Consider the following 20,810-nt stretch of genomic DNA (forward strand, 5'->3'; position numbering starts at 1 on the left):
ATCAGCCCTGTGGCCCGCGGTAGCCGAGCGACGCTCCGATGCGTCCCTCCAGCCCGTCGCGGCACACCGGTCCGCGGCCGCTGGAGCCCGCCAGCCAGGCCCGGCACTTGCTGCCGAGCAGCAGGCCGAAGCTCTCCGCCTCGCGCTCCTCGGTGACGTCCGAACGCGAGCGGGCCGCGACCCTCAGCACGGTGGCCTGGAGGTCGGCCTCGTCGGTGAGCAGGCGTGCGGCGACGGCGGCGCCGTCGACGTGGTGGCTGCAGTGTCCGGCGTTCATGTGCCACAGCTCATGGCCGAGAATGACCAGTTGGTGGTCGGGAGCGGTGCGCTCCTCGATCACCACCAGGTCCTGTTCGGCCATGTCCAGCCACAGGCCGCTCGCGGTACCCGGCGGGAAGGAGGCCATGCGGTAGCGCACCGGCCTGCCGCGGCGTCTGCTCATGCCGTCGCAGAGCGCCCGGTAGAGATCGGCGGGTTCGGCGGGGGCGGGCAGGTCGATCCCGGCGACCAGCTCGCCGCACAGCCTGCGCATGTCCTTGCCTATGCTCACCGCTCTCCTCTCGCGCCCGCACCGGTGGGGACACGTACGAATTCAGGCCTGCCCGGACATCAGCTGTCGGTCGGTCTGACGCTCTCGAGGAGCAGATCGAGCCACTCGGTGACCTTGTCCCGGTGCTTGTCGGTGGGCAGTTGGGCTGCCCGCCAGGCGATGCCACGCACCCCATGGTCCTGCAACAAGCGCTCCAGTGGGTCGTTTTCCCCGGCGAAGTCCTGAAGCAGACCCTGCTCGGTGCGCTGGAGCGCCCCGACGAGGGCGTCCTCGTCGTCGGCCGTGAGGAAGCCGGCGTGCACCCGGAAGAAGCGCTGGATCGCGTCGCAGTGCTCCATGGTGGGCCTGCGGTCGCCGTTGATCAGGGCGCCCGCCTGCTGCCGCGACATGCCCGCGCCGTCGGCGATCTCCTGCTGTGTCCAGCGGCGTCCGTTGGGCTTGAGGCGGGTCCTGCGGAGCAGGTCGAACCGCTGGAGGAACCGTGCCTGGAGGTCCGGTTCACCGGCCGGCCTGCCGTCGAGCAGGGCGCGGACCACGTCCACCGGGACCCCCGACGCCTCCGACAGCAGATGGGCGTCGAAGACCTCGTCGTGGCTGATTCCGAGCTTGTCCGCGAGGTCGGCGACGCGGGCCTTCGTTGCCGCCAGATGGCTGCCCGCCGTCGGACCCGGAACCGAGAAGCCGTCCGTCACCAGTAGGTCTCCTAGATCATGCGGGACTGCCCCGCAGACAAGGGGCTGCCGGGAGATTAACCGTTTCGAGCGAATGCAGCCAGACCTTGCCACAGCTGTGGCGTGAAATACGCGTCCACTGCGCCGGAATGCCACGATAGTTGACATCCCTCACCTGCCGGTAGCAGGATCTCGGATGAGCGGAATGATCCAAAGGGGGCTGCCAGAGCGCGACTTGGCAGGACTTCGAGAAGCTTCGGAAAGGCGGCGTTCTCGATGGCGAACGAGGCAGGCGTCGGTTGTACCGGTGGTCAGGGGCAGGCGGGGCGGACCGGTTCCGCACGCGCGGCCGCACGCCCGAAGCGCCCCTCGGAACTGCTCGGACGACGCCGTGAGGAACTCGGCCTCAGCCTGAACGACGTGGCCTCCCGCCTCGGCATCAGCCCCTACGTCTACGCCACGTGGGAACGGACCCCGGTCAAGGACCTCGACGACGACGCCCTCACCGCGGTGATGGGCGCCCTGGAGATGGACGCGGTGCAGCGCGCCCGGCTGCGGCACCTGGCGGGCGAACGGTACTCCGCCGACGCCGACCGGGCCCCGCTGCGCCCCTCGGGCCCCGTCCCGCCGTCGGCCCCCGTCCGCAGGCCCGCACCGGCCCGTCCGCCGGGGCCCCTCCACCCGCCGGTGCCGGTGCACCCCCCGGTCCCGGCGCCGCCCTCCCGGCCGGAGGAGCCCGCGGACCCCGCGACACAGGCGTACCTGAGGGACTACGCGGCCCTGATGGACGCCGTGCCGCTGCCGTCCGTGCTGTTCGACCGCCGCTGGGACGTGGCGCACACCAACCCCGCGTTCGACGCCCTCTTCCGCGGCGTCGGGCCGCACCCGACGGCCATGCCCCACCAGAACTTCCTGCGCTTCGTGCTCTTCCACCCGGACGCCCCGCGCGTGCTGGCCGAGCACGACACGAGCTGGTGCCTGCCGCTGATGGCGCAGCTCGCCGGCCTGCTCGAAGGCGAGCCGGACGAGGTGCTCCAGGCCGTCCGGGACGACATCGCGCTCGACCCGATCATGGACGCCGCCTACCGGTGCGGACTCCCGCTGTGGATGAGCGCGGTCGGTGCCGAGGCGATCCACCACGACGGCGCGGTCCGGCCGGTCCACCACCCCGACCCCCGCTGGGGCACCACCGACTGCCGGGTGGTGGACGAGACCCCCGCCCGGCTGGAGGCGAAGGGGTACACCCGGCTGACCCTGGTCCTGCGGGAGAACCGTTCGGCGACGCCGGGAGTGCGGCAGGGCAAGACGCGTCTGAGGGCGGTCTCCGGCGGCTGACACCGGGTCCGGTTCGGGGCCCGGCGCCGTCGCGACGGCGCCCGGCCCGTTCAGGTCGAACCGGGCCCGGAGCCGCGGACGACGCCCCGCCGGGCGGGAACCGCCCGCGGGGACCGGCGCCTGCCCGCGACGTGTCCGCGGGGCGGGCGTCCGATCGCCTCGTGCCCGCGGGGTCAGCGCATGCTCGCGACGGCCCACTCGGCCACCACGGCGACCGCCACGCCGGTGCCGAGCACCAGGGTGGCCCAGCGGGTGCGGCCCGCGCGGCTGAGCAGGAGCGCGCTGCCGGAGAGGATCAGCGCCATGCCGTAGAAGGCGAGGGTGAGCACCGAGTGGGTGCTGCCGAGGCGCAGTACGAGGACGGCGCCGACCGCGATCATGATGGCCGCGGAGAGGGCTGTGCGCACGTGGCGCGCCTGACGTGGGGTCAGCCCCTGCCGCTGGTCCTCCCCGGGGTCGCCGGCGTCCTCCCCGGGGTCGTCGTGACGCGTCCCGTGGCCGCCGTCCGTGACCGTGCCGTTCGCGCTCTCGCGGTCCGTGCCGGACGCGCCGGACGTGACGGCGGCCGGCCTCGCGTCGGGCGCCCGGTGCGTCCGGCCGGCGGGTGCGTCGGTGCCGTCCGCGTCCGCACCGTCCGCGTCCGCACCGTCCGCGTCCGCACCGTCCGCGTCCGCACCGTCCGGGAGCGTGCCGTCCGCGACCGTGGCGGGCGTGCCGTCCGCGCCGGCGGGCGTGTCCGTCCCCGCCGGGGCGGTGCGCCCCGTGGCCGGTTCCGCGGCGTCGGTGTCGTCGCCCGCGCCGTCCGTGCCCGTGGCGCCGACGGGCTCCGGATGCGTGCCCCCGGCGCCGGTTCCCTCGGTGCGGGCGGCGTCGGCGGCCGGCTCCCCGGCACCGGCCCGGTCACCGGGTCGCGTCGGCGCGCCGGTCTCGTCCGTGCGGGGCCCGTCGGTGCTCACATCGGCTTCTGGCATGCGCGGCAGCCTATCGGCCCCGGACCGGGCGGCCGCCGGTGGATGCCACCGCGGACCAGCGCGGGGCCACACCGGCCAGCTGGCAGGTCATCAGGTAGAGCAGGATGGGGTGGGTGTAGGGGCTCTCGCCGTCGGGGGTGCGGATCAGCCGGGGGCGGACGGCGGGCACCAGGGCGTCGCGTGCGTACTGGGCAGGCAGCGGCCACGACATGCCGAGATCGGAGTCCGCCGGCACGATCCACCACCACCATCCGCCGTCGGCGAAGACGCAGCCGCCGCGGGGCATCCGGCCGGCGAGGCGCATCCCGAAACGGGCCGGGACGCCGACCGCGTCGTGGCCGAGCGCCGCGGGCAGCGAAGCCGGCAGTTCGAGGGAGGTGAGCGGGGCCTCGGGGCGCCCGTACCGCAGCACGAGACCGGACCCCGGATGCGGGGTGGCGTCGTACGGCGGGTCCGTGCGGCCGCCGATCAGGGCCGACAGGCCCCTCAGCACGACCACACCGTCTCGAACGGCGCGTCGTGGAGCGCGAGTTCCGCCCACACCACGCGTCCGTTGCTGTGCTCGCAGTCGTGGGTGCCCCACGCGGTGCTCAGGGACTCGACGAGCAGCAGCCCGCGGCCGCGCTCCTCCTCCAGCCCGTGGCAGACCCGGGGGCCGGTGGGCGCGCTGCCCTGGTCCTGCACCGTGATGCGCAACTGCCCCTCGGTGCGGCGGAGCTGACAGGAGACCAGGCTGCCGCCGGTGTGCACGACCGCGTTGGTCACCAGCTCGGAGACGACGAGCAGGGCGGTGTCCCGGACGTCGTCCCGCACACCCCACCGTTCCAGCCGCTCGCACACCAGCCGTCTGGCGCGGGAGACGGATTCGACGCGGGCAGGCACCTCGAAGCCGTACCGGGAAGCGTCGACGGCCGGACTCGCGTCCAGGAGGGGGGTGGTGAGCGCGTCACGGTTCACATCACAAGTCTCACCTGCACCGGCCACCTTGGCAAGACCCACTCTGAAAAATGCAGAGTGGGCGTATTCATCAACGGATCGTCATGGCACACTTCTCGCAACAGAGCACGTGGGGAGGTAGCGAAGTGAGCGAACCGCGGTCCGCCCCCACCGTGGGCCAGGTGGTTCTCGGCAGGCGTCTGCAGGATCTCCGGGAGCGCGCGGGTCTCAAGCGCGAGGAGGCGGCGAAGGTCCTGCGCGTGGCGTCGGGCACCATCCGCCGCATGGAGACCGCCGAGGTCGCCCTCAAGATCCCCTACGTCCAGCTGCTGCTCGGCGCGTACGGCGTCGCCGAGGACGAGGCCCGCGGATTCGTGGAGCTCGCCGAGGAGGCCAACCGGCCCGGCTGGTGGCAGCGCTTCCACGACGTCCTGCCCAACTGGTTCAGCATGTACGTCAGCCTGGAGGGGGCGGCCGCCCTCATCCGTGCGTATGAACCGCAGTTCGTCCCCGGGCTGCTCCAGACCGAGGACTACGCGCGGGCCATCATGCTCGGCGGCGCCATCGGCCACACCGATCCGGAGGAGATCGAGCGGCATGTCGCCCTGCGCATGGAGCGCCAGGAACTGCTCGCCCGCCCGGACGCGCCCCGACTCTGGGTGATCATGGACGAGACGGTGCTGCGCAGGCCCGTCGGCGGCCCCGGTGTGATGCGCGCCCAGGCGGAGAAGCTGCTGGAGGCATCCCGGCTGCCCCATGTGACCCTCCAGATCGCAGAGTTCGCGAGCGGACACCACCCCGGTACCTACGGGCCGTTCGTGCTGTTCCGGTTCTCGGTCCCCGAGCTGCCGGACATGGTCTACAGCGAGTACCTGACCGGCGCCGTCTACCTGGACGGGCGCCCCGAGGTCGCCACGCATCTGGAGGTGATGGACCGCATGGCGGCACAGGCCGCGACGGCACACCGCACGAGGGAGATTCTGGATGAACTCCGCAAGGAGCTGTGAATGAATCACATATACAACGGAATGCCGGCCGCCGAACTCGGTGAGGACGGCTGGCAGAAGCCCTGGAGCGGCGGCAACGGGGGGAACTGCGTCGAGACGCTGAAGCTCGCGGACGGCCGGGTCGCCATCAGGCAGTCGGCCGATCCGGACGGACCGGCGCTGATCTACACCAGGGGTGAGATCGCCGCCTTCATCCAGGGCGCGAAGTCGGGGAAGGCCGACTTCCTGGTCGGCTGACCTGTTGCCGCGGGGGCAGCAGCGTCGTCCGTCGTCACCACCGCACACACCGGCCCGTCCACGGACGGGTGTCACCGCATGCGCGGGCAGAGCGAGCCTGTCTGCCGTGCCCCGTACCCGGGCATGGCCTGACGCTCGCCGCTGTGCGCGCCGGTGACGGCGGCGTGGTGACGGCGGCACACCGAGGTGACGGAGGTCACCGCCAGTGCACTGGTGTGGTCCCTGTGGCCGACGCTGAGTGTACGCCCATCATCAACGCATAGTAAAGCGCGGCCTGTTGGGGCTGTAGCGGTGCGCATGCGGAGGGAGAGCGGCGCGGGGCGCCCGGTCGGTCCGTCGGCCGGCCGGGCGCCCCTTGCGGCTCCGGTCCGGAGCATCCGGTGCGGCTTCTCCAGGGCGCCGGTGACGCCGGTCGGCAGGTCCCGCGTGACCGGGTGCGTGGTGCCGGTGGCCGCCGGGGCAGTGTGAGCCGCCGCCCGCCGCCCGCCGCCCGCCGCCCGCCGCCCGCCGCCCGCCGCCCGCCGCCCGCCGGGCGTCAGCCGTCCAGGGAGGCGAGGAGCCGGGTGGCCTCGTCGGAGAAGAAGCGGTTGTACAGCGGCACTCCGTCGGCCAGCTCCACGACGCGGGTCAGCTCGGCGCGGGCCGCCCGGTGGTCGCCCAGCCCGGCCAGCGCGAGTCCTCTGGTGAGGTGGACACGGCAGGTCAGCGCCGGTGTCTCCCGCGCCGTCGTCGTCGACAGGGCCGCCGCGGTCTGCTCCAGCGCCTCTGTGTGCCTCCCGAGGAGTTCCAGCGCGTACGCCGAGTACACGAAGATCCTCGCCCGCGCCGCCTCTCCCTGGTGCGCCGACACCGGACGCCGTGTCAGCTCCCGCAGCGCCTGACGGAACGTCGCGAGAGCCTCCTCGTAGTGCCCCTGGCTCTCCTGCGCGCTTCCCATGCGGATCAGCAGGTGCACGTACCCGTCGTGGTCATCGGCGAGGTCGGCCGGTCGCAGGGCCTGCCGGAGCAACTCCAGGGCCTCCTCGAGACGTCCTTCGAGGGACAGGGACTGTGCGGCGTACTGCAAGGCCCACGCCTCCTCCTTGTGGTCGCCGTCCGCCACCGCGATGTCGCGGGCGGCGAGCGCGGCGGCCAGTGCCTCGTCGAGGCGCCGGGCGCAGGCACTGGCCGCCCACGAGAAGTAGTTGAGGTGGGTGGCTTCCAGCCGGCGGTCGCCCAGCGCGGCGGCGGACCTCCGGGACAGCCCGTACACCTCGTACCAGCCGCGCCAGGCGATGGCCGTGTCGGAGAACCAGTGCAGCGCCTCGGCCGTCTCCACGACCAGCCGGTCCTCGCCCGCCCCGGCGGCGATCCGCAGGGCCCCCAGCCAGTTCTCCGCCTCGGACCGCAGCCAGTGGGCGGCCTCGTCGGCCGTGGCGAGCGGTACCGGACCGGACCAGGTCGGGGGCGGGGCGCCGAAGCCGGGCTCGAACCACCGGCCCGCGGTGACCGTGACCTCCAGCAGCCGCCGCGCCATGCCGAGCCGGACGGCCGCCCGCTCGCCTTCCGGCTCCTCGCCCCGCAGCCGCTCGCCGGCGAAGAGCCGGAGCAGGTCGTGGAGTTGGTAGCGGTCGGCGGCGCGTGTCTGGAGCAGTCCCAGCTCCACCAGCTCCTCGAGCACGTCCATGATGTCCGCCGGGTCGTCGTCGGTCACCAGGACGACCAGCGGGGCGGTGAAGTCCGGTCCCGGCAGGTGGGCCAGACGCCGGAAGACCCGCCGCGCCGTGCCCGAGAGCTGTGCGTGGGAGAGGGCGAACGCGGCGCCCACGCCGATGTCGCCGGTGCGCAGGGCGGCCAGCCGCCGGTCCTCGTCCGAGAGCCGCTCGACGAGGTGGCGCACCGACCAGCCGGACCGGGTGGACAGACGGGTGCCCGCGATGCGCAGCGCCAGCGGCAGGTGCCCGCACAGCCGGGACACCTCCGCGACATCCCCCGCCGCCGAGGGCAGTGCCGCCTGGTCGGCGACCGTCCGCAGCAGAGCCGCCGACTCCTCGGGCGTCAGCGGCGCCAGCGGAAGCCGCCGCACCCCCTCCAGCCCGCTGAGCACCCGCCGGCAGGTCACCAGCACCGGCCCGGCGCCCGCGCCCGGCAGCAGCGGCCGCACCTGCGCCTCACCGGCGGCGTTGTCCAGCACCAGCAGGCAGCGCCGCTCCCGCAGCACCGCCCGCAGCTGCGCGCACCGCTCCTCGTCCGAGCCCGCGACGGCCCGTGCCGGTATGTGCAGCGCCCGCAGCAGCCGTGCGGCGACATCGCCCGCGGAGGGCGGCGCGGCATCGACGCCGCGCAGATCGACGTAGAGGCAGCCACTGGGATGGTCGCCGCGGAGGGCTTCCGCGGCCCGCAGCACGAGGGTGGTCTTGCCGACCCCCGCCTGCCCGTGCACGAGGACCACCGGCGCGGGGCCGCCGCGCCGGCCGTCGGCCGCGGCACGGCGCACCGCCGCCAGCTCGTCAGCCCGGCCGATGAAGTCGGCGACGGACCGGGGCGGTTCGCACAGCCCGGGGCGCGCGTCCGTGCCGCCGCGGCGCAGCGCGCGGACGTCCTCCTCCAGGCGCCGCCGCTCCTCGTCGCTCACGTTCAGCGCGGTGGCGAGTGCGGCGAGCGTGCGGGGCTGCGGGGTGCGGCTGTGCCCCCGTTCCATGTCGCTGATGGCCCGGGAACTGACCCCCGACGCCTCGGCCAGCTCCTCCATCGTCAGACCGGCCGCGCGCCGCAGCTCGCGAAGTCTCGTTCCCAGTCGCATGGTGTCGGTGTCCCTCCGTCCTCAGGGACGGGCCGCGTCGCGCGGCACGACGTGCGCCGGTGCGGTGGCCGGACGACCTGCCGTATCGAGAACCATCACATCGCCCCCCCCCGGGCATGACGACGGCCACGGCCTTGTGCCGTGGCTGCCTCTCCGATGCCGCCGCCGGGCCCCGGCACGGCGGACGGCCCCGTCAGGACGGCGGACACCGGGACTCTAGGCACGCGGCCCGCCGCCGTGCTGGCTGTCACCGCACTGTTCCTGGCTGTCGCCGCACGGCCCGCCGCCCGGCGCGGGAGCCCCCTCCGGGCAGACGCTCCGGCCCCGGGTCCCTCTCCGGCCCCGGCCCCGGGCCGGCGTCCGTCGCAGGCCCCGGCACCGGCGGTCGGCCCCTCCGCCCGCCGACTTGTCACTAAAGTGACCCCAGCGGCGAACGGCCGTCGTTTTGCGAGGAGTTGCCCATGGTCACGGTGCTGGACACTGCGGACATCGCACCTGGCGACCGCGCCGAGGCGATGTACTCGGCCATGATCAGCGCCAGCGCCCCCTGCTTCCTGATGCAGGAGGAGTCCGGAGCCGGCATCCGGGCCAGGATGGACGTCTGGCCGATGAGGACGATGCAGGTGTTCAGCACCGAGTCCACCGGCATCCGTCTGGTGCGCACCGCCAGGCAGGCACGACAGGACGACGCGGCCCCCCTCATCGCCTTCGCCGTGCAGACGGCCTCCCGGGGGCGCCAGAGCCACCTCGGTCATCAACGGCTGGTGCCACGGGGGCACCTGCTGATGATGGACCACTCCGCCCCCTACGACTACGCGTGGTCGGGCGACGGTGCCTCACGCTGCATCCAGGTCCCCCTCGACCAGCTGACCCTTCCCGTCGACGTCGTGCGCAGCGCGCTCCCTCATCTGACGGCCAGTCCCCTCTACCCCATGGTCACCGACCACATCGCGCATCTCACCGGCGGTATCGAGGACCTTCTGCGCGACCCGGCCAGCGCCGGCATCGAGGAGATCACGATCGGCCTCGCGCGCGCCCTGATCGCCTCCGCCGTCCGGCAGGACCACCACACACGCACGGCTCTCGCCGAGACGCGCCTGACACGGATCCGCGCCTACGTCCGGCGGCACCTGACCGAACCGGACCTGCGCCCCGCGCGCATCGCCGCCGCCCACCACATCTCCGAACGGCACCTGTACAAGCTCTGCGCCCAGGCAGGCTTCAGCCTCAACCGGTGGATCATCGAGCAGCGGCTCGACGGAGCACGCGAGGAACTCGCCCGGCCGGCGGGCGACGGCCGCACCATCGCCGCCGTCGCCCGCCGCTGGGGCTTCAGCGACCCCACGCACTTCAGCCACCGCTTCAAGGAGGCGTACGGCATGTCACCCCGCGACTGGCGGGCCGCGGCGCGGGAGCGGAGCGGGCCTCCCGAAGGGGCCGGGCTCAGCGGGCCGTGAGGTACGCCAGCCCGGGGTGCCCGGCCCGGTAGGCGTCGACCAGGCGGCGCGCGACCGCGACCGAGTCGACCAGCGGGTGCAGGGCGAACGCCCGGACCGCCGCCGAGACGGAGCCGCTGTCCGCCGCCGCCAGCACCTCGCGCTCCACCGCCTTGACCGCGGTGACGAGACCGGCGGCGTGCAGGGGCAGCGGGGCCACCGCGACCGGGTGCGCGCCGTTGGCGTCCACCAGGCAGGGCACCTCGACGACGGCGTCCGCGTCGAGCGCGCCGAGGGCGCCCCGGTTGCGTACGTCGAGGATGAGCGTGGCCCGCTCGTCCCGCGCGATGGCGCGCATCAGCGCGAGCGCCACCTTCTCGTAGCCGCCCGACTCCAGGTCCTCCTCGGCGCGTGCCCCCGCCCCGGCCGCCTCCCGGTTGGCGGCCATGTAGGTCGCCTCGCGCTCGGCGAGGGTGCGGCGCCAGGTCGCGAGCGCGGGAGTGCCCGGCCGCCGCATCGCGTCGTAGAAGCCCGCCTGCTGCGCGTGGAGGAAGGCGCCCCGGGTCCGCTCGGCCTCCCGGTAGGCGCGCACGGTCTCGCGGTTGAAGTAGTAGTAGTGCAGGTACTCGTTGGGGATCGCGCCGATCGAGCGCAGCCAGTCCGTGCCGAACAGCCGGCCCTCCTCGACCGACGCCAGCGCCCGGTCGTCGGCCAGCAGGTCGGGCAGCCGGTCCCGGCCGTCGACGTGCAGGCCCCGCAGCCAGCCGAGGTGGTTGAGCCCCACGTAGTCGATCCACGCCGACGCCGGGTCGGCGCCGAGGACGCGGGCCACGCGCCGTCCGAGGCCGACCGGGGAGTCGCAGATGCCGATCACCCGGTCGCCCAGGACCCGGCTCATGGCCTCGGTCACCAGGCCGGCCGGGTTGGTGAAGTTGATGACCCAGGCGTCGGGCGCGAGGCGTGCGACGCGCCGGGCGACGTCCATCGCGACGGGGACCGTGCGCAGCCCGTACGCCACCCCTCCCGCGCCGACGGTCTCCTGCCCGAGCACTCCCTCGTCCAGCGCGATCCGCTCGTCCGCCGCCCGGCCCTCCAGGCCGCCGACGCGGATCGCCGAGAACACGAAGTCCGCGTGGAGCACCGCCTCGTCGAGGTCGGTGGTCACCCGCACACGCGGGGCCGCGTGGTCGTCCCCCGCCTGTTCGGCGAGGACCCGGGCGACGGCGTCGAGGCGCCGGGGGTCGGTGTCGTGCAGCGTCACCTCGGTGACCCTGCCCTCACCGTGGTCGGCCAGCAGCGCCCCGTACACGAGAGGCACCCGGAATCCGCCGCCGCCGAGAATCGTGAGCTTCATCCCCGTACGGTACGCGGCCCCGGACGTGATCGAGCCCGGCGGCGCGGCCGCCGGGACCCGCCCACCGGCCGGACCGCTCCCGCTTCTCCGGCCCCTTCTCCGCCCTGCTTCTCCGCCCTGCTTCTCCGCCCCGCTCTCCGGCCGCCCGTCGGGCCCGGCTCGCGGCGAGGGCCGCGGGTGGGACGGGGGCGGGGCGCGGGTCGGGGCGCGGGTTGGGGCGGCGCGCGCGATGGCGGGAAGATGGAGCCATGGCACCTCGCATCAAGCGCCCCGGCCGCGCCGCCCCCGCCGCCCTCACCGCGGCGTCCCCCTGTCCCTGCGGCCTGCCCGCCGCGTACGGGGAGTGCTGCGGGCGCTTCCACAGCGGGGAGGAGGCGGCTGCCACGGCGGAGCTGCTGATGCGCTCCCGCTACAGCGCGTTCGTCGCCCGGGACGCGGCGTACCTGCTGCGCACCTGGCACTCGTCCACCCGGCCGCCCCACCTCGAACTGGACGAGGCGATGCGCTGGTCCGGTCTGGAGATCACGGACACCGCCGACGGGAGCGCCTTCCACCCGCGCGGCACGGTCACCTTCCGCGCCCGCTACCGCCACCACGGCCAGCGCGGCGAGCTCCACGAGCGCAGCGAGTTCGCCCGCGAGGGCGGGGCATGGGTGTACGTGGACGGGGAGTTCCTGTGAGAGGGACCCGGTAGGACCCGGTCCGGGCCGTCGCCCCTCCCGGGCCGGCCGTCGTGCGCGCCCGCGCCGCGCCCGGGTGTCCGCGGTCGCCGGACGGGCCGGCTGCGTGTGCGCCCGCGCCGCGTCGGCTCAGCGGATGTGGCGGCCCGAGATCGCGCGGGCGATCACCAGGCGCTGGATCTCGCTGGTGCCCTCGAAGATCGTGTAGATCTTGCTGTCGCGGTACATCCGCTCGACGGGGTGCTCGCGGCTGTACCCCGCGCCGCCCAGGATCTGCACCGCCTTCTCCGCGGCGCCGACCGCGAGCTCACCGGCCCGCAGCTTGGACATCGACCCCTGCGCGGCGTCGAAGCTCTGCCCGTTGCGCGCCATCCAGGCGGCCTGCCAGATGAGCAGCCGCACCGCCTCGATCTCCGTCCGCAGGTCGGCGAGGGCGAAGGCGATCGACTGGTTCTCGATGATCGGGCGGCCGAACGCCTCCCGCTCCCCGGCGTAGTCGAGCGCGTACTCGTAGGCGGCGCGGGCGATGCCCAGGGCCTGGGCGCCGACGGTGGGCCGGCTGACCTCGAAGGTCGCCATCGCCGCCTGCCCCTTGGCCTTCCCGCCCTCCCGGGCGCGGGCGAGGCGCGCGTCGAGCTTCTCCCTGCCGCCGAGCAGGCAGGAGCCGGGCACCCGCACCTCGTCGAGGAAGACGTCCGCGGTGTGCGAGGCCCGCAGACCGAGCTTGCGGATCTTTTTGCCGCCCTCCAGCCCGGCGGTGCCGGGCGGCACGATGAACGCCGCCTGACCGCGCGCGCCCAGGCCGGAGTCGACGGAGGCGACGACGACGTGGACGTTCGCGATGCCTCCGTTGGTGATCCACGCCTTCTGGCCGCTGAGCACCCACTCGTCCTTCGCCTCGTCGTACCGGGCCCGGGTGCGCATGGCGGAGACGTCGGAGCCGGCGCCCGGCTCCGAGACGCAGAAGGCGGCCACCTTCGGGTCGGACTCGTCGCCGAAGCACTGGGGAACCCATTCGGCGAGCTGGTCGGGGGTGCCGGCGGCGAAGATGCCGGCGACCGCGAGCGAGGTGCCGAAGAGGGCCATGCCGATGCCCGCGTCGCCCCAGAAGAGTTCCTCGTTGGCGATCTGGAGCGAGAGGCCGGTGGGGTCGCCGTACATGTCCGCCAGGGACTCGAACCCGTAGAGGCCGATCCGGGCGGCCTCGCGGATCACCGGCCAGGGCGTCTCCTCGCGCTCGTCCCATTCGGGCGCGGCGGGACGCACCACGTCGGCGGCGAAGCCGTGGACCCAGTCGCGCAGGTCGCGCTGCTCCTCGGTGAGGTGGAGGGAGAAGGGGCTCATGGCGATCACGCCTTCGGGATGTCGAAGTAGCGGGTGAGTCCGGAGGCGGTGACGACGTCGCCGCTCACCTTCAGCTTGCGCATCATGAACATGGTGACGGGGTTGGCGTTGCCCGAGACCAGCCGGAGGAACTCGGCGTCGCCCATCACCAGTGTGGTCCGCGGCTCCCGTTCCGAGCGGCCCTCGGTGATGGTGCAGGCGCCGCCGGCGATGGCGGTCTCGAAGACCACGTCGCTCTCGCCGGTGATCTTCCACCGGATCAGGAGGTCCTGGTCCCCGGCCACGTCCGGGCGGAACTGCTGGTGCATCCGGCCGAAGACCTCGCGGAGCACCCGCATCCGCAGGTCGCCGCGCATCGTCTCGTCCAGCTGTCTGCCGGAGAGGCCCTTGACGATCCTCGCGAATTCCTCGGGGGAGACCGCGGCGAAGTCGAGGTCGCCGAGGTCGCCGCTGATGTGGTCCGCCATGCCGCTTCCTTACTCCGAAGTAAACTTACTTTTGAGTAAGGTACGTCGGGAGGCGGCCCCGGGCAAGAGGGCGCGGGGCGCCCGGTGCCCGGCGCCGGGCCCCGCGCTGCCCCGCGACGCGGAAGAGGCCGCCCCCGGCGGGGGCGGCCTCTTCTGTCTGTCTGCGGGTCTGTCTGTCTGCGGGTCTGTCTGTCTGCGGGTCTGCCGGTCGGTGCGGGTCGTGCGCCGCGCGGCGCCGGTCGGTCAGCGCGCCCGGTCGGGCCGGACGGTCAGTCCCGGGTTGTAGGCGGCGAGCACCTTGTTGGCGCGGGCCAGCGCGGAGAGCGCGTGCTCACGGTCCGCCCGGTCCTCCGTGCACAGCGGGCCCCGGAAACGGTGCACTTCCCGGGCCGCGCACTCCGCCTCGATCTCGGCGTGGAGGACGTGCGCGGGCATGCAGGAGCCGATCATCACGGCCACCCGGTCGGGAATCGGCACCGGGACGAGGTTGGAGGCGGTCACGTGGAGTCCTTGTCTGCGTTTCTGCGTCGGGGGCCGTCGGTCGGCGGGCCCCCATCCCTCCAGGACTCCGGAGCGGGTCCCCGGGTTCCACGGAGGGGCTTCTTTCCGGGGCGACGGATGTGGTCGGCATCGTTGTCGCCCTGTCTGCCCCCGTTCTCCGGCAGCACCGCCGACTCACCTTACGCGAACGGCCGCCGCGCCCCCCTCGGTCGGACAGGGGCGGGAAGGTGACTCTGGTCACTGGCGACTCGTCACGTGACGCCCTCCCCGGCGCGGCGGGGGACCGGCTGACGCACCGGCGGTCCGGCGCGGCCCGGCGCACCCCCTCGTCCGCACGGGGTGCAGGGGCTGAAGGGCCCCGGCGGGGGCCCGGGAGGGACGTGCGCCCCCCGGGGCAGCCGATCCGGTACGCCGCCCCCGACACCCCCGACACCCCCGACACCCCCGGCACCCGTGACGGCGGCGACACGCGCGCCGGGAGCCGGCGCCGTCAGCGCCGGGCGGCCCCGCGGCGGTCCTGGAGGTGGAGGGCGCGCAGCACGCCCTCGGTCGCGAAACGGCGCTCGGGGTCCGTCAGCTGGGAGCCGAAGATGGCCTCCAGGCTCCGCAGCCGGTAGCGGACCGTCTGCGGGTGGACATCGAGGAGTTCGCCCATCTGCGCCGCCGTCCCCCGGGTGTCCAGCCAGGTGCGCAGGGTTTCGATGAGCCGGCCGCGGCGGGTGGCGGTGAGGCGGGAGAGCGGGGCGAGTTCGCGGCGGGCGAGCTGGTCGAGCAGCGCGGTGTCGGAGAGCAGCCACAGGGTCAGCATGTGGTCCGCGCAGTGCAGCAGGGGGGCGTCGTCGACGACGCCGGTGTCGGCGAGGTCCAGCAGGCGGCGGGCCCAGCGGACGGAGTCGGCCGCCCCGGAGGTCGGAACTGTCAGCCCCACGGCCGCGCGTACGCCGGTGAGCGCGGCCGTGAGGCGCTCTCTTCGTCCGTCGTCGACGGGGCCGGGCACGAGTAAGTGCGGGTGGGGGCCGCCGAGATCAGTGAGGACATCGTTGTCGAGACGGATTCCGGCCAATCCTGCCGAGGGGCGGACGGCGACCAGGGTCACCTCGTCGGGCATCGGCCAGCCCGCCTGCTCCGAGAGCTCGGCCATGGCGGTGCGCGGCACGGGCGGACCGGCCATGATCAGGTGCAGCAGCCTGCGCCGGAGCGTCTCGTCGTGCTCGACCGCCTTGGTCTGCACCTCCAGGAAGCCCTCGCGGGTGAGCGCCTCGATCTCGTCCACGTAGGCGAACAGCGCGTCGGCGAAGCTGAGCATCAGGGTGGGGGAGAGGTTGTAGCGGCGGCCGATCCGCTTCGCCCGGCGCAGCGCCACCCGGGCGCCCAGCCGGTAGGCCCCCTGGAGCGATTCCAGGCTGCGTCCCTCGTACGCCTCGAAGCGGCCGAAGCGGCGCAGCATCTCGTCGCGCAGCGGCGAGGGCGCGGACGGCGAGGCCACCTGCTCGACGAAGACCGAGATGTTCTGCTCGACGCCGACCTGGATGGCCTTTCCGTACGGGCCGCTCAGCAGCCGGGCGTACTCGGGGTAGGCGCGGGAGACCTCGATGCCGATTTCCTGGATGAGGCTGGGCAGTTCCGGCCGGATGATCGCGGCGAACTCCTGCGGCAGCGGTGCCAGCGGCTCGCCCGCGTCGGACGGGCGGGTCGTTCTCGGCATGGTTCTCCCCTCGCTGTTCCGGTGGGCCGGCGGTCCGCCGGTGTCCGCGGGGGGTGGGGGGAAGCGCTCCCACGGATCTGTGCGACGCGTGTGGCGGGCGACGTCGTTGATGCATGAACATAGACCAGCGGACCTTGCCTGCACAGGAGTTGGGACATGGTGACATGACTTGGTCCGATACCTGTCGGCGCGATGCCCGCGAGAGGGCCCGCAGCGGCGCGGTTGCTCACTTCGCGACAAGAACCGGAGAGCGCCCCCTCGCGGCGCGACAAGAAAATACCCGCTGGTAGCAGCGGTGCGGGAAACTGCCGAACCAGTATTGCGCGCCGGGTTACCCGCTCGTAACGTCACTTCCGCAAGTCGCACGACCGGGTGGCCGAAAGAATTCGACCCGCGTTCCATCGCATGCGCGTTCCATGAAAGAGCCGCAACCGCTTTTCGGGCTGTGCGGCCGAAAAGCGATCCCCAGGTACGCCAATCCCCTGAAGGGAACACACCCGTGCGCAAGTTCACCAGAAACGCAAGCGTCGCCGCGGCCGCCGCCGTGGCCGCCCTCGGGCTCACCGTCACGCAGGCGTCCGCCACCTCGCTGGACACCTGGACCGTGACGCCGGGCGGCAGCTTCACCGCCACCGCGACCAACCCCACGCTGACCGTGCCGGCCGCCACCCTGGAGTGTGCGTCCTCCACCGCCTCCGGCTCGCTGGAGACCGGTTCCGGCAACCCCGGGGCCGGCATCGGCACCATCACCACCCTGGAGTTCGAGGACTGCTCGGTCATCGGCATCACCTTCGAGGTGACCACCGCCGGCAGCATGCCGCTGAACGTCAGCGGCGTGAGCAGCGTGTCCAACGCCGTCGACGGCTCGATCACCAGCGTCGACGCCCACGTCGAGGGCACCGCCTGCACCGCCGACTTCACCGGCCAGGTGACCGGCTACTACAAGAACGACACCAAGCAGCTCGTCATCAACGACGGCAACCTCACGGCGTCGAACGCCGACTGCCTGGGCGTCATCAACGACGACGACCCGGCGCTCTACGAGGCCGTGTACGCGGTCAGCGGCGGACACACCATCAGCCTGGACTGACCGCCGGCCGGCCGCACCGCACCACAGGACGACCGGCGGGCCCCGTGACCGGGATCCAGGGCACGGGGCCCGCCGCACGACGCCGTACAGGGAGGGGAGCCGATGGGTTCGCGGAGAGGGGGCGCCTCATGACCGCCCGGAACCGGCTGAGGGCCGCCGCGATCGGGGCCGCGGGGCTCGTGGCGGGGCTGCTCGCCGGCCCCGGCTCGGCCGCGCAGGCACGTGACGCGGACGTGGAACTCGCCTACGACTGCGCGTTCACCTCCGGCGAGCACCCGGTGCGCGTCCACGTCACCGGCGCCTACCCGGACGGCGGGGCCGTCGGCAGGCCCGTGCAGCCCGGCCGGGTGACCGCCCGGGTGACGATCCCGCCCGCCGCCCTCGAAGGGCTGCTGCCCGACGGGACCACCGCCCTGGCCGGCACGGCGTCGCTCACCGCCCTGGTGACCCAGGGCACCCGGTCCGCGGAGGCGGACTGGCGGCTCGACGCCCGGGACGTCCCCGTCGGCGACGACCCCGATGGCCTCACCCTGGAGCACTCCGGCGACGTCCCCTCCGTCACCGCGACCGCCCCCGGAGTCCTGCGGATCGCCGCCGCCGGGCTCACCCTGCGGCTGAGGCCCGTCACCGGCGGCGAGCTCTCGGGTCAGGAACTGCCCGCCGTGGAGTGCTCGCCCGCGGACGGACAGGACACCCTGCTCGCCACCGTCCCCGTGACCGGCCGCACCGCCCCCACCCCGCCCGCGAGCCCCTCACCCGGCCCCGGGGAGCCCGGCGACGGCGCGGGCGCGAACCCCGGCGACGCGGACCGGGACGGCCTCGCCGTCGAGCAGCCGCCCGCCGCCCCGCCCACCGAATGCCCCGCGCAGCCGCCCGCCGACGGCCTCGACGAGGACTTCGTCATCCAGCCGCCCCCCGGCGACCCGGTACGGCTGTTCTACCCGCCCGCCGGCGGAAGCCACGGCTGCGCCTTCGCGGTCGGCCTCGCCAACGTGAAGAAGCTCGGCGGCGCGATGATCGTCAACGACCCCGCAGCCACCCCCCAACTGCTCAACGCCCGGGCCGCCGTCCGGACCGCGACCCGCCTGCGCACCCAGCCGGGCGGCGCGTTCACCCGCATCGACTCCTACGGCGAGATGACGCTGCCCGACGCCCGGTCCACGTTCCTCACGTTCGGATTCCAGCCGGTGAGCGCCAAGGTGGAGTTCACCACCGGTCCGATCACCATCTCCACCGCGACCGTCGGCTCCCCGCCGGACCGGTACAACCTCGCCGTCGCCGGGTTCTACCAGTCCCTGCGGGTCTACGACGTGACGGTCAACGGCACACCGCTCGACGTCGGCGACAACTGCCGCACCGCACGGCCCTTCCCGGTCCGGCTCAACGGCGACTTCCCCGACTACACCAACGTCATCATCGGCGGCCCCCTGCGCGGCACGGTCACCATCCCGGAGTTCACCGGATGCGGCACCGGCGGCGAGGACCTCGACCAGCTCTTCAGCGCGTCCCTGTCCGGCCCGGACAACCTGATCGCGATGAACCAGGCACGCCTGTGCATCCCGAGCGGCGGCGGCGTCAACGGCTGCCCCCCGGCGATCCCTCCGCTGCCCGGCCAGGAACCCGGCACAGCACCCTGACCGGCCCGGCCCCCCCGGCCGCCGCGGCCCGCCTCCGCGGGCCGCGAGGGCACCCGGCCGGCCGCTCGCACTACGCACCGGAGGACAAGGTTTACGCGACATGTTGTCACCGGATGACAAACCATCCGGTTCGGCCTGAAAGTGCTGGTCACAGCCATTGCCCAGGCCCCGCGCGCGAACGTAGCGTGCGGGCGCCCGGTGCACTTCCGCCCCCTTCGCCACGTGTGCTGCCACACGTGTCCGCACATTCCTGGACTGGGAGGTGAGATGGGAATCGAGGTAGTCGTCGAAGGACTCACCAAGTCCTTCGGCAAACAGAACATCTGGCAGGACGTCACACTCACCCTCCCCGCGGGCGAGGTCAGCGTGATGCTCGGCCCCTCGGGAACCGGCAAGACGGTGTTCCTGAAATCGCTCATCGGATTGCTGAAGCCCGAGCACGGCCGCGTTCTCATCAACGGCGTCGACATGGTGAACGGCTCCGAGAAGGACATCTACGAGACCCGGAAGCTGTTCGGCCTGATGTTCCAGGACGGCGCCCTCTTCGGCTCCATGAACCTCTTCGACAATGTCGCCTTCCCGCTGCGCGAGCACTCCCGCAAGAAGGAATCCGAGATCCGGCGCATCGTCATGGAACGCATGGAGATGGTCGGACTCGTCGGCGCCGAGGGGAAACTCCCCGGAGAGATATCCGGCGGAATGCGCAAACGCGCCGGGCTCGCCCGCGCCCTCGTCCTCGACCCGCAGATCGTGCTCTGCGACGAACCGGACTCCGGCCTCGACCCGGTCCGCACCGCCTACCTCTCCCAGCTCCTCATCGACCTGAACGCCCAGATCGACGCCACGATGCTGATCGTCACCCACAACCTGGACATCGCCGCCACCGTCCCCGACAACATGGGGATGCTCTTCCTGCGCAACCTGGTCACCTTCGGCCCCCGCGAAGTGCTGCTGACCAGCAGCGAACCGGTCATCGCGCAGTTCCTCGGCGGCCGCAGGGAAGGCCCGATCGGCATGTCCGAGGAGAAGGACGCCGCCACCCTGGCCATGGAGCAGACGAACAGCCGCGGGCTGCGCCCCGACGGCCCCCGCACCGTCGTCCCCCAGCTGGAGCCCTCACCCGGCATGCCCGTCCGGCAGGGCGCGCTCCGCCGCCGTGAACGCGTCCTCGGGATGCTGGGCCAGCTCCCGGACGCCGCCCGTACCGCCATCACGCAGAGCTACAGCGCCCCGGCCGGCGGAGTCCGCCCGTGACCGCCCCGCCGCCCGTGCGGCCCACACCGCCGCCGGCGGACACCCCGCCGGCGAAGAAGGCCCCGCCGGCCCCGAGACCCCCCTCCCGGGCCCTCGCCCCGCTGCGCGAGACCGGGAAGCTGTTCGCGCTCGCCGCCACCGTCGTCCGCGCCGTCTTCAGACGCCCCTTCCAGATGCGGGAGTTCATCGAGCAGTTCTGGTTCGTCGCGAGCGTCACCATCCTGCCCGCGGCCCTGGTCTCCATCCCGTTCGGCGCCGTCATCGCCCTCCAGGTCGGCTCGCTCACCCAGCAGCTCGGCGCCCAGTCCTTCACCGGCGGCGCCAGCGTCCTCGCCGTCATCCAGCAGGCCAGCCCGCTCATCGTGGCCCTGCTGATCGCCGGCGCCGGCGGCTCCGCCATCTGCGCCGACCTCGGCTCCCGCAAGATCCGCGAGGAACTCGACGCCATGGAGGTCATGGGCGTCTCCCCGATCCAGCGCCTGGTGGTGCCGCGGGTCCTCGCCACCATGCTGGTCGCCGTCCTGCTCAACGGCATGGTCTCCGTCGTCGGCACCCTCGGCGGCTACTTCTTCAACGTGATCATGCAGGGCGGCACCCCCGGCGCCTACCTCGCCAGCTTCTCCGCCCTCGCCCAGCTCCCCGACCTGTGGATCAGCGAGATCAAGGCGCTGATCTTCGGCTTCATCGCCGGTGTGGTCGCCGCCTACCGCGGGCTCAACCCGCGCGGCGGACCGAAGGGCGTCGGCGACGCGGTCAACCAGTCCGTCGTCATCACCTTCATGCTGCTGTTCTTCGTGAACATGGTCCTCACGGCGATCTACCTCCAGATCGTCCCCCCGAAGGGGGGCTGAGC

20 protein-coding genes are annotated in these 20,810 nt (G+C 73.4%); 9 read left to right on the top strand and 11 right to left on the bottom strand.

Going from position 1 to position 20,810, the window contains the following annotated elements; translation table 11 throughout:
* Position 1 precedes the first annotated feature (1 nt).
* Both IAG43_RS27910 and IAG43_RS27915 read right to left on the bottom strand, forming a co-directional pair.
* Positions 2-532: a toxin-antitoxin system, toxin component gene (locus IAG43_RS27910; protein WP_187744677.1), complete on the bottom strand. Its 531-nt coding sequence runs from the start codon at positions 530-532 to the stop codon at positions 2-4.
* 77 nt (positions 533-609) lie between these two features.
* Positions 610-1,242, bottom strand: coding sequence for a helix-turn-helix transcriptional regulator (locus IAG43_RS27915; protein ID WP_187743435.1), 633 nt, complete (start codon positions 1,240-1,242; stop codon positions 610-612).
* A 255-nt stretch (positions 1,243-1,497) separates the two neighbouring features.
* On the opposite strand from IAG43_RS27915, the gene IAG43_RS27920 reads away from it, so the two are divergent.
* The gene (locus IAG43_RS27920; RefSeq protein ID WP_187743436.1) at positions 1,498-2,556 is read left to right on the top strand and encodes an MmyB family transcriptional regulator; all 1,059 of its coding nucleotides are present in this window, start codon (positions 1,498-1,500) and stop codon (positions 2,554-2,556) included.
* A 173-nt stretch (positions 2,557-2,729) separates the two neighbouring features.
* On the opposite strand, the gene IAG43_RS34680 is transcribed toward IAG43_RS27920, so the two are convergent.
* The 3 genes from IAG43_RS34680 to IAG43_RS27935 all read right to left on the bottom strand — a co-directional run bounded on the left by IAG43_RS34680 (position 2,730) and on the right by IAG43_RS27935 (position 4,484).
* On the bottom strand, positions 2,730-3,527 hold the full coding sequence (locus tag IAG43_RS34680; protein ID WP_246574594.1) for a hypothetical protein: 798 nt from the start codon (positions 3,525-3,527) through the stop codon (positions 2,730-2,732).
* A gap of 10 nt (positions 3,528-3,537) precedes the next feature.
* Positions 3,538-3,939: a hypothetical protein gene (locus tag IAG43_RS27930; RefSeq protein ID WP_187744679.1), complete on the bottom strand. Its 402-nt coding sequence runs from the start codon at positions 3,937-3,939 to the stop codon at positions 3,538-3,540.
* Positions 3,940-4,013: 74 nt separating this feature from the next.
* Positions 4,014-4,484 (bottom strand): ATP-binding protein, encoded by a 471-nt coding sequence (locus tag IAG43_RS27935; RefSeq protein ID WP_187743437.1) that lies wholly within the window; start codon positions 4,482-4,484, stop codon positions 4,014-4,016.
* A gap of 125 nt (positions 4,485-4,609) precedes the next feature.
* Here IAG43_RS27935 and IAG43_RS27940 point away from each other — a divergent pair, with 125 nt between their 5' ends.
* Together IAG43_RS27940 and IAG43_RS27945 are read left to right on the top strand one after the other, a co-directional pair.
* A complete protein-coding gene (locus IAG43_RS27940) occupies positions 4,610-5,470 on the top strand; it encodes a helix-turn-helix domain-containing protein (protein WP_187743438.1) in 861 nt (286 codons plus the stop codon).
* Entirely contained in the window at positions 5,471-5,707 is a 237-nt protein-coding gene (locus IAG43_RS27945; protein ID WP_187743439.1) for a DUF397 domain-containing protein, read from the top strand.
* Between the two features lie 535 nt (positions 5,708-6,242).
* Here IAG43_RS27945 and IAG43_RS27950 read toward each other — a convergent pair.
* Entirely contained in the window at positions 6,243-8,489 is a 2,247-nt protein-coding gene (locus IAG43_RS27950; protein ID WP_187743440.1) for an ATP-binding protein, read from the bottom strand.
* A gap of 461 nt (positions 8,490-8,950) precedes the next feature.
* Here IAG43_RS27950 and IAG43_RS27955 point away from each other — a divergent pair, with 461 nt between their 5' ends.
* The gene (locus tag IAG43_RS27955) at positions 8,951-9,946 is read left to right on the top strand and encodes a helix-turn-helix domain-containing protein (RefSeq protein ID WP_187743441.1); all 996 of its coding nucleotides are present in this window, start codon (positions 8,951-8,953) and stop codon (positions 9,944-9,946) included.
* Here IAG43_RS27955 and IAG43_RS27960 read toward each other — a convergent pair.
* Positions 9,933-11,279 carry a 6-phospho-beta-glucosidase gene (locus tag IAG43_RS27960; RefSeq protein WP_187743442.1) on the bottom strand — a complete coding sequence of 449 codons (1,347 nt, stop codon included), beginning with the start codon at positions 11,277-11,279 and terminating at the stop codon, positions 9,933-9,935. The genes IAG43_RS27955 and IAG43_RS27960 overlap by 14 nt on opposite strands.
* Positions 11,280-11,527: 248 nt before the next feature.
* On the opposite strand from IAG43_RS27960, the gene IAG43_RS27965 reads away from it, so the two are divergent.
* Entirely contained in the window at positions 11,528-11,959 is a 432-nt protein-coding gene (locus tag IAG43_RS27965) for a YchJ family protein (protein WP_187743443.1), read from the top strand.
* A gap of 129 nt (positions 11,960-12,088) precedes the next feature.
* Here IAG43_RS27965 and IAG43_RS27970 read toward each other — a convergent pair whose 3' ends face one another.
* The 4 genes from IAG43_RS27970 to IAG43_RS27985 all read right to left on the bottom strand — a co-directional run bounded on the left by IAG43_RS27970 (position 12,089) and on the right by IAG43_RS27985 (position 15,976).
* Positions 12,089-13,303, bottom strand: coding sequence for an acyl-CoA dehydrogenase family protein (locus tag IAG43_RS27970; RefSeq protein WP_187743444.1), 1,215 nt, complete (start codon positions 13,301-13,303; stop codon positions 12,089-12,091).
* Positions 13,304-13,308: 5 nt separating this feature from the next.
* Positions 13,309-13,770, bottom strand: a complete 462-nt coding sequence (locus tag IAG43_RS27975; protein WP_187743445.1) for an SCP2 sterol-binding domain-containing protein — start codon at positions 13,768-13,770, stop codon at positions 13,309-13,311.
* A 243-nt stretch (positions 13,771-14,013) separates the two neighbouring features.
* Positions 14,014-14,271, bottom strand: coding sequence for a hypothetical protein (locus IAG43_RS27980; protein ID WP_187743446.1), 258 nt, complete (start codon positions 14,269-14,271; stop codon positions 14,014-14,016).
* 490 nt (positions 14,272-14,761) lie between these two features.
* Positions 14,762-15,976: a PucR family transcriptional regulator gene (locus tag IAG43_RS27985; RefSeq protein WP_187743447.1), complete on the bottom strand. Its 1,215-nt coding sequence runs from the start codon at positions 15,974-15,976 to the stop codon at positions 14,762-14,764.
* A 499-nt stretch (positions 15,977-16,475) separates the two neighbouring features.
* Here IAG43_RS27985 and IAG43_RS27990 point away from each other — a divergent pair, with 499 nt between their 5' ends.
* The 4 genes from IAG43_RS27990 (at position 16,476) to IAG43_RS28005 (ending at position 20,808) form a co-directional block, all read left to right on the top strand.
* On the top strand, positions 16,476-17,066 hold the full coding sequence (locus IAG43_RS27990) for a hypothetical protein (RefSeq protein ID WP_246574595.1): 591 nt from the start codon (positions 16,476-16,478) through the stop codon (positions 17,064-17,066).
* A gap of 128 nt (positions 17,067-17,194) precedes the next feature.
* Positions 17,195-18,703: a DUF6801 domain-containing protein gene (locus tag IAG43_RS27995; protein WP_187743448.1), complete on the top strand. Its 1,509-nt coding sequence runs from the start codon at positions 17,195-17,197 to the stop codon at positions 18,701-18,703.
* 267 nt (positions 18,704-18,970) lie between these two features.
* Entirely contained in the window at positions 18,971-19,957 is a 987-nt protein-coding gene (locus IAG43_RS28000) for an ABC transporter ATP-binding protein (protein ID WP_187743449.1), read from the top strand.
* Complete coding sequence (locus tag IAG43_RS28005; RefSeq protein WP_187743450.1) at positions 19,954-20,808, top strand: MlaE family ABC transporter permease; 855 nt, start codon at positions 19,954-19,956, stop codon at positions 20,806-20,808. The genes IAG43_RS28000 and IAG43_RS28005 overlap by 4 nt, the downstream gene beginning before the upstream one ends.
* Positions 20,809-20,810: the final 2 nt, after the last annotated feature.

Source organism: Streptomyces genisteinicus, from assembly GCF_014489615.1.
GTDB classification, from domain to species: domain Bacteria; phylum Actinomycetota; class Actinomycetes; order Streptomycetales; family Streptomycetaceae; genus Streptomyces; species Streptomyces genisteinicus.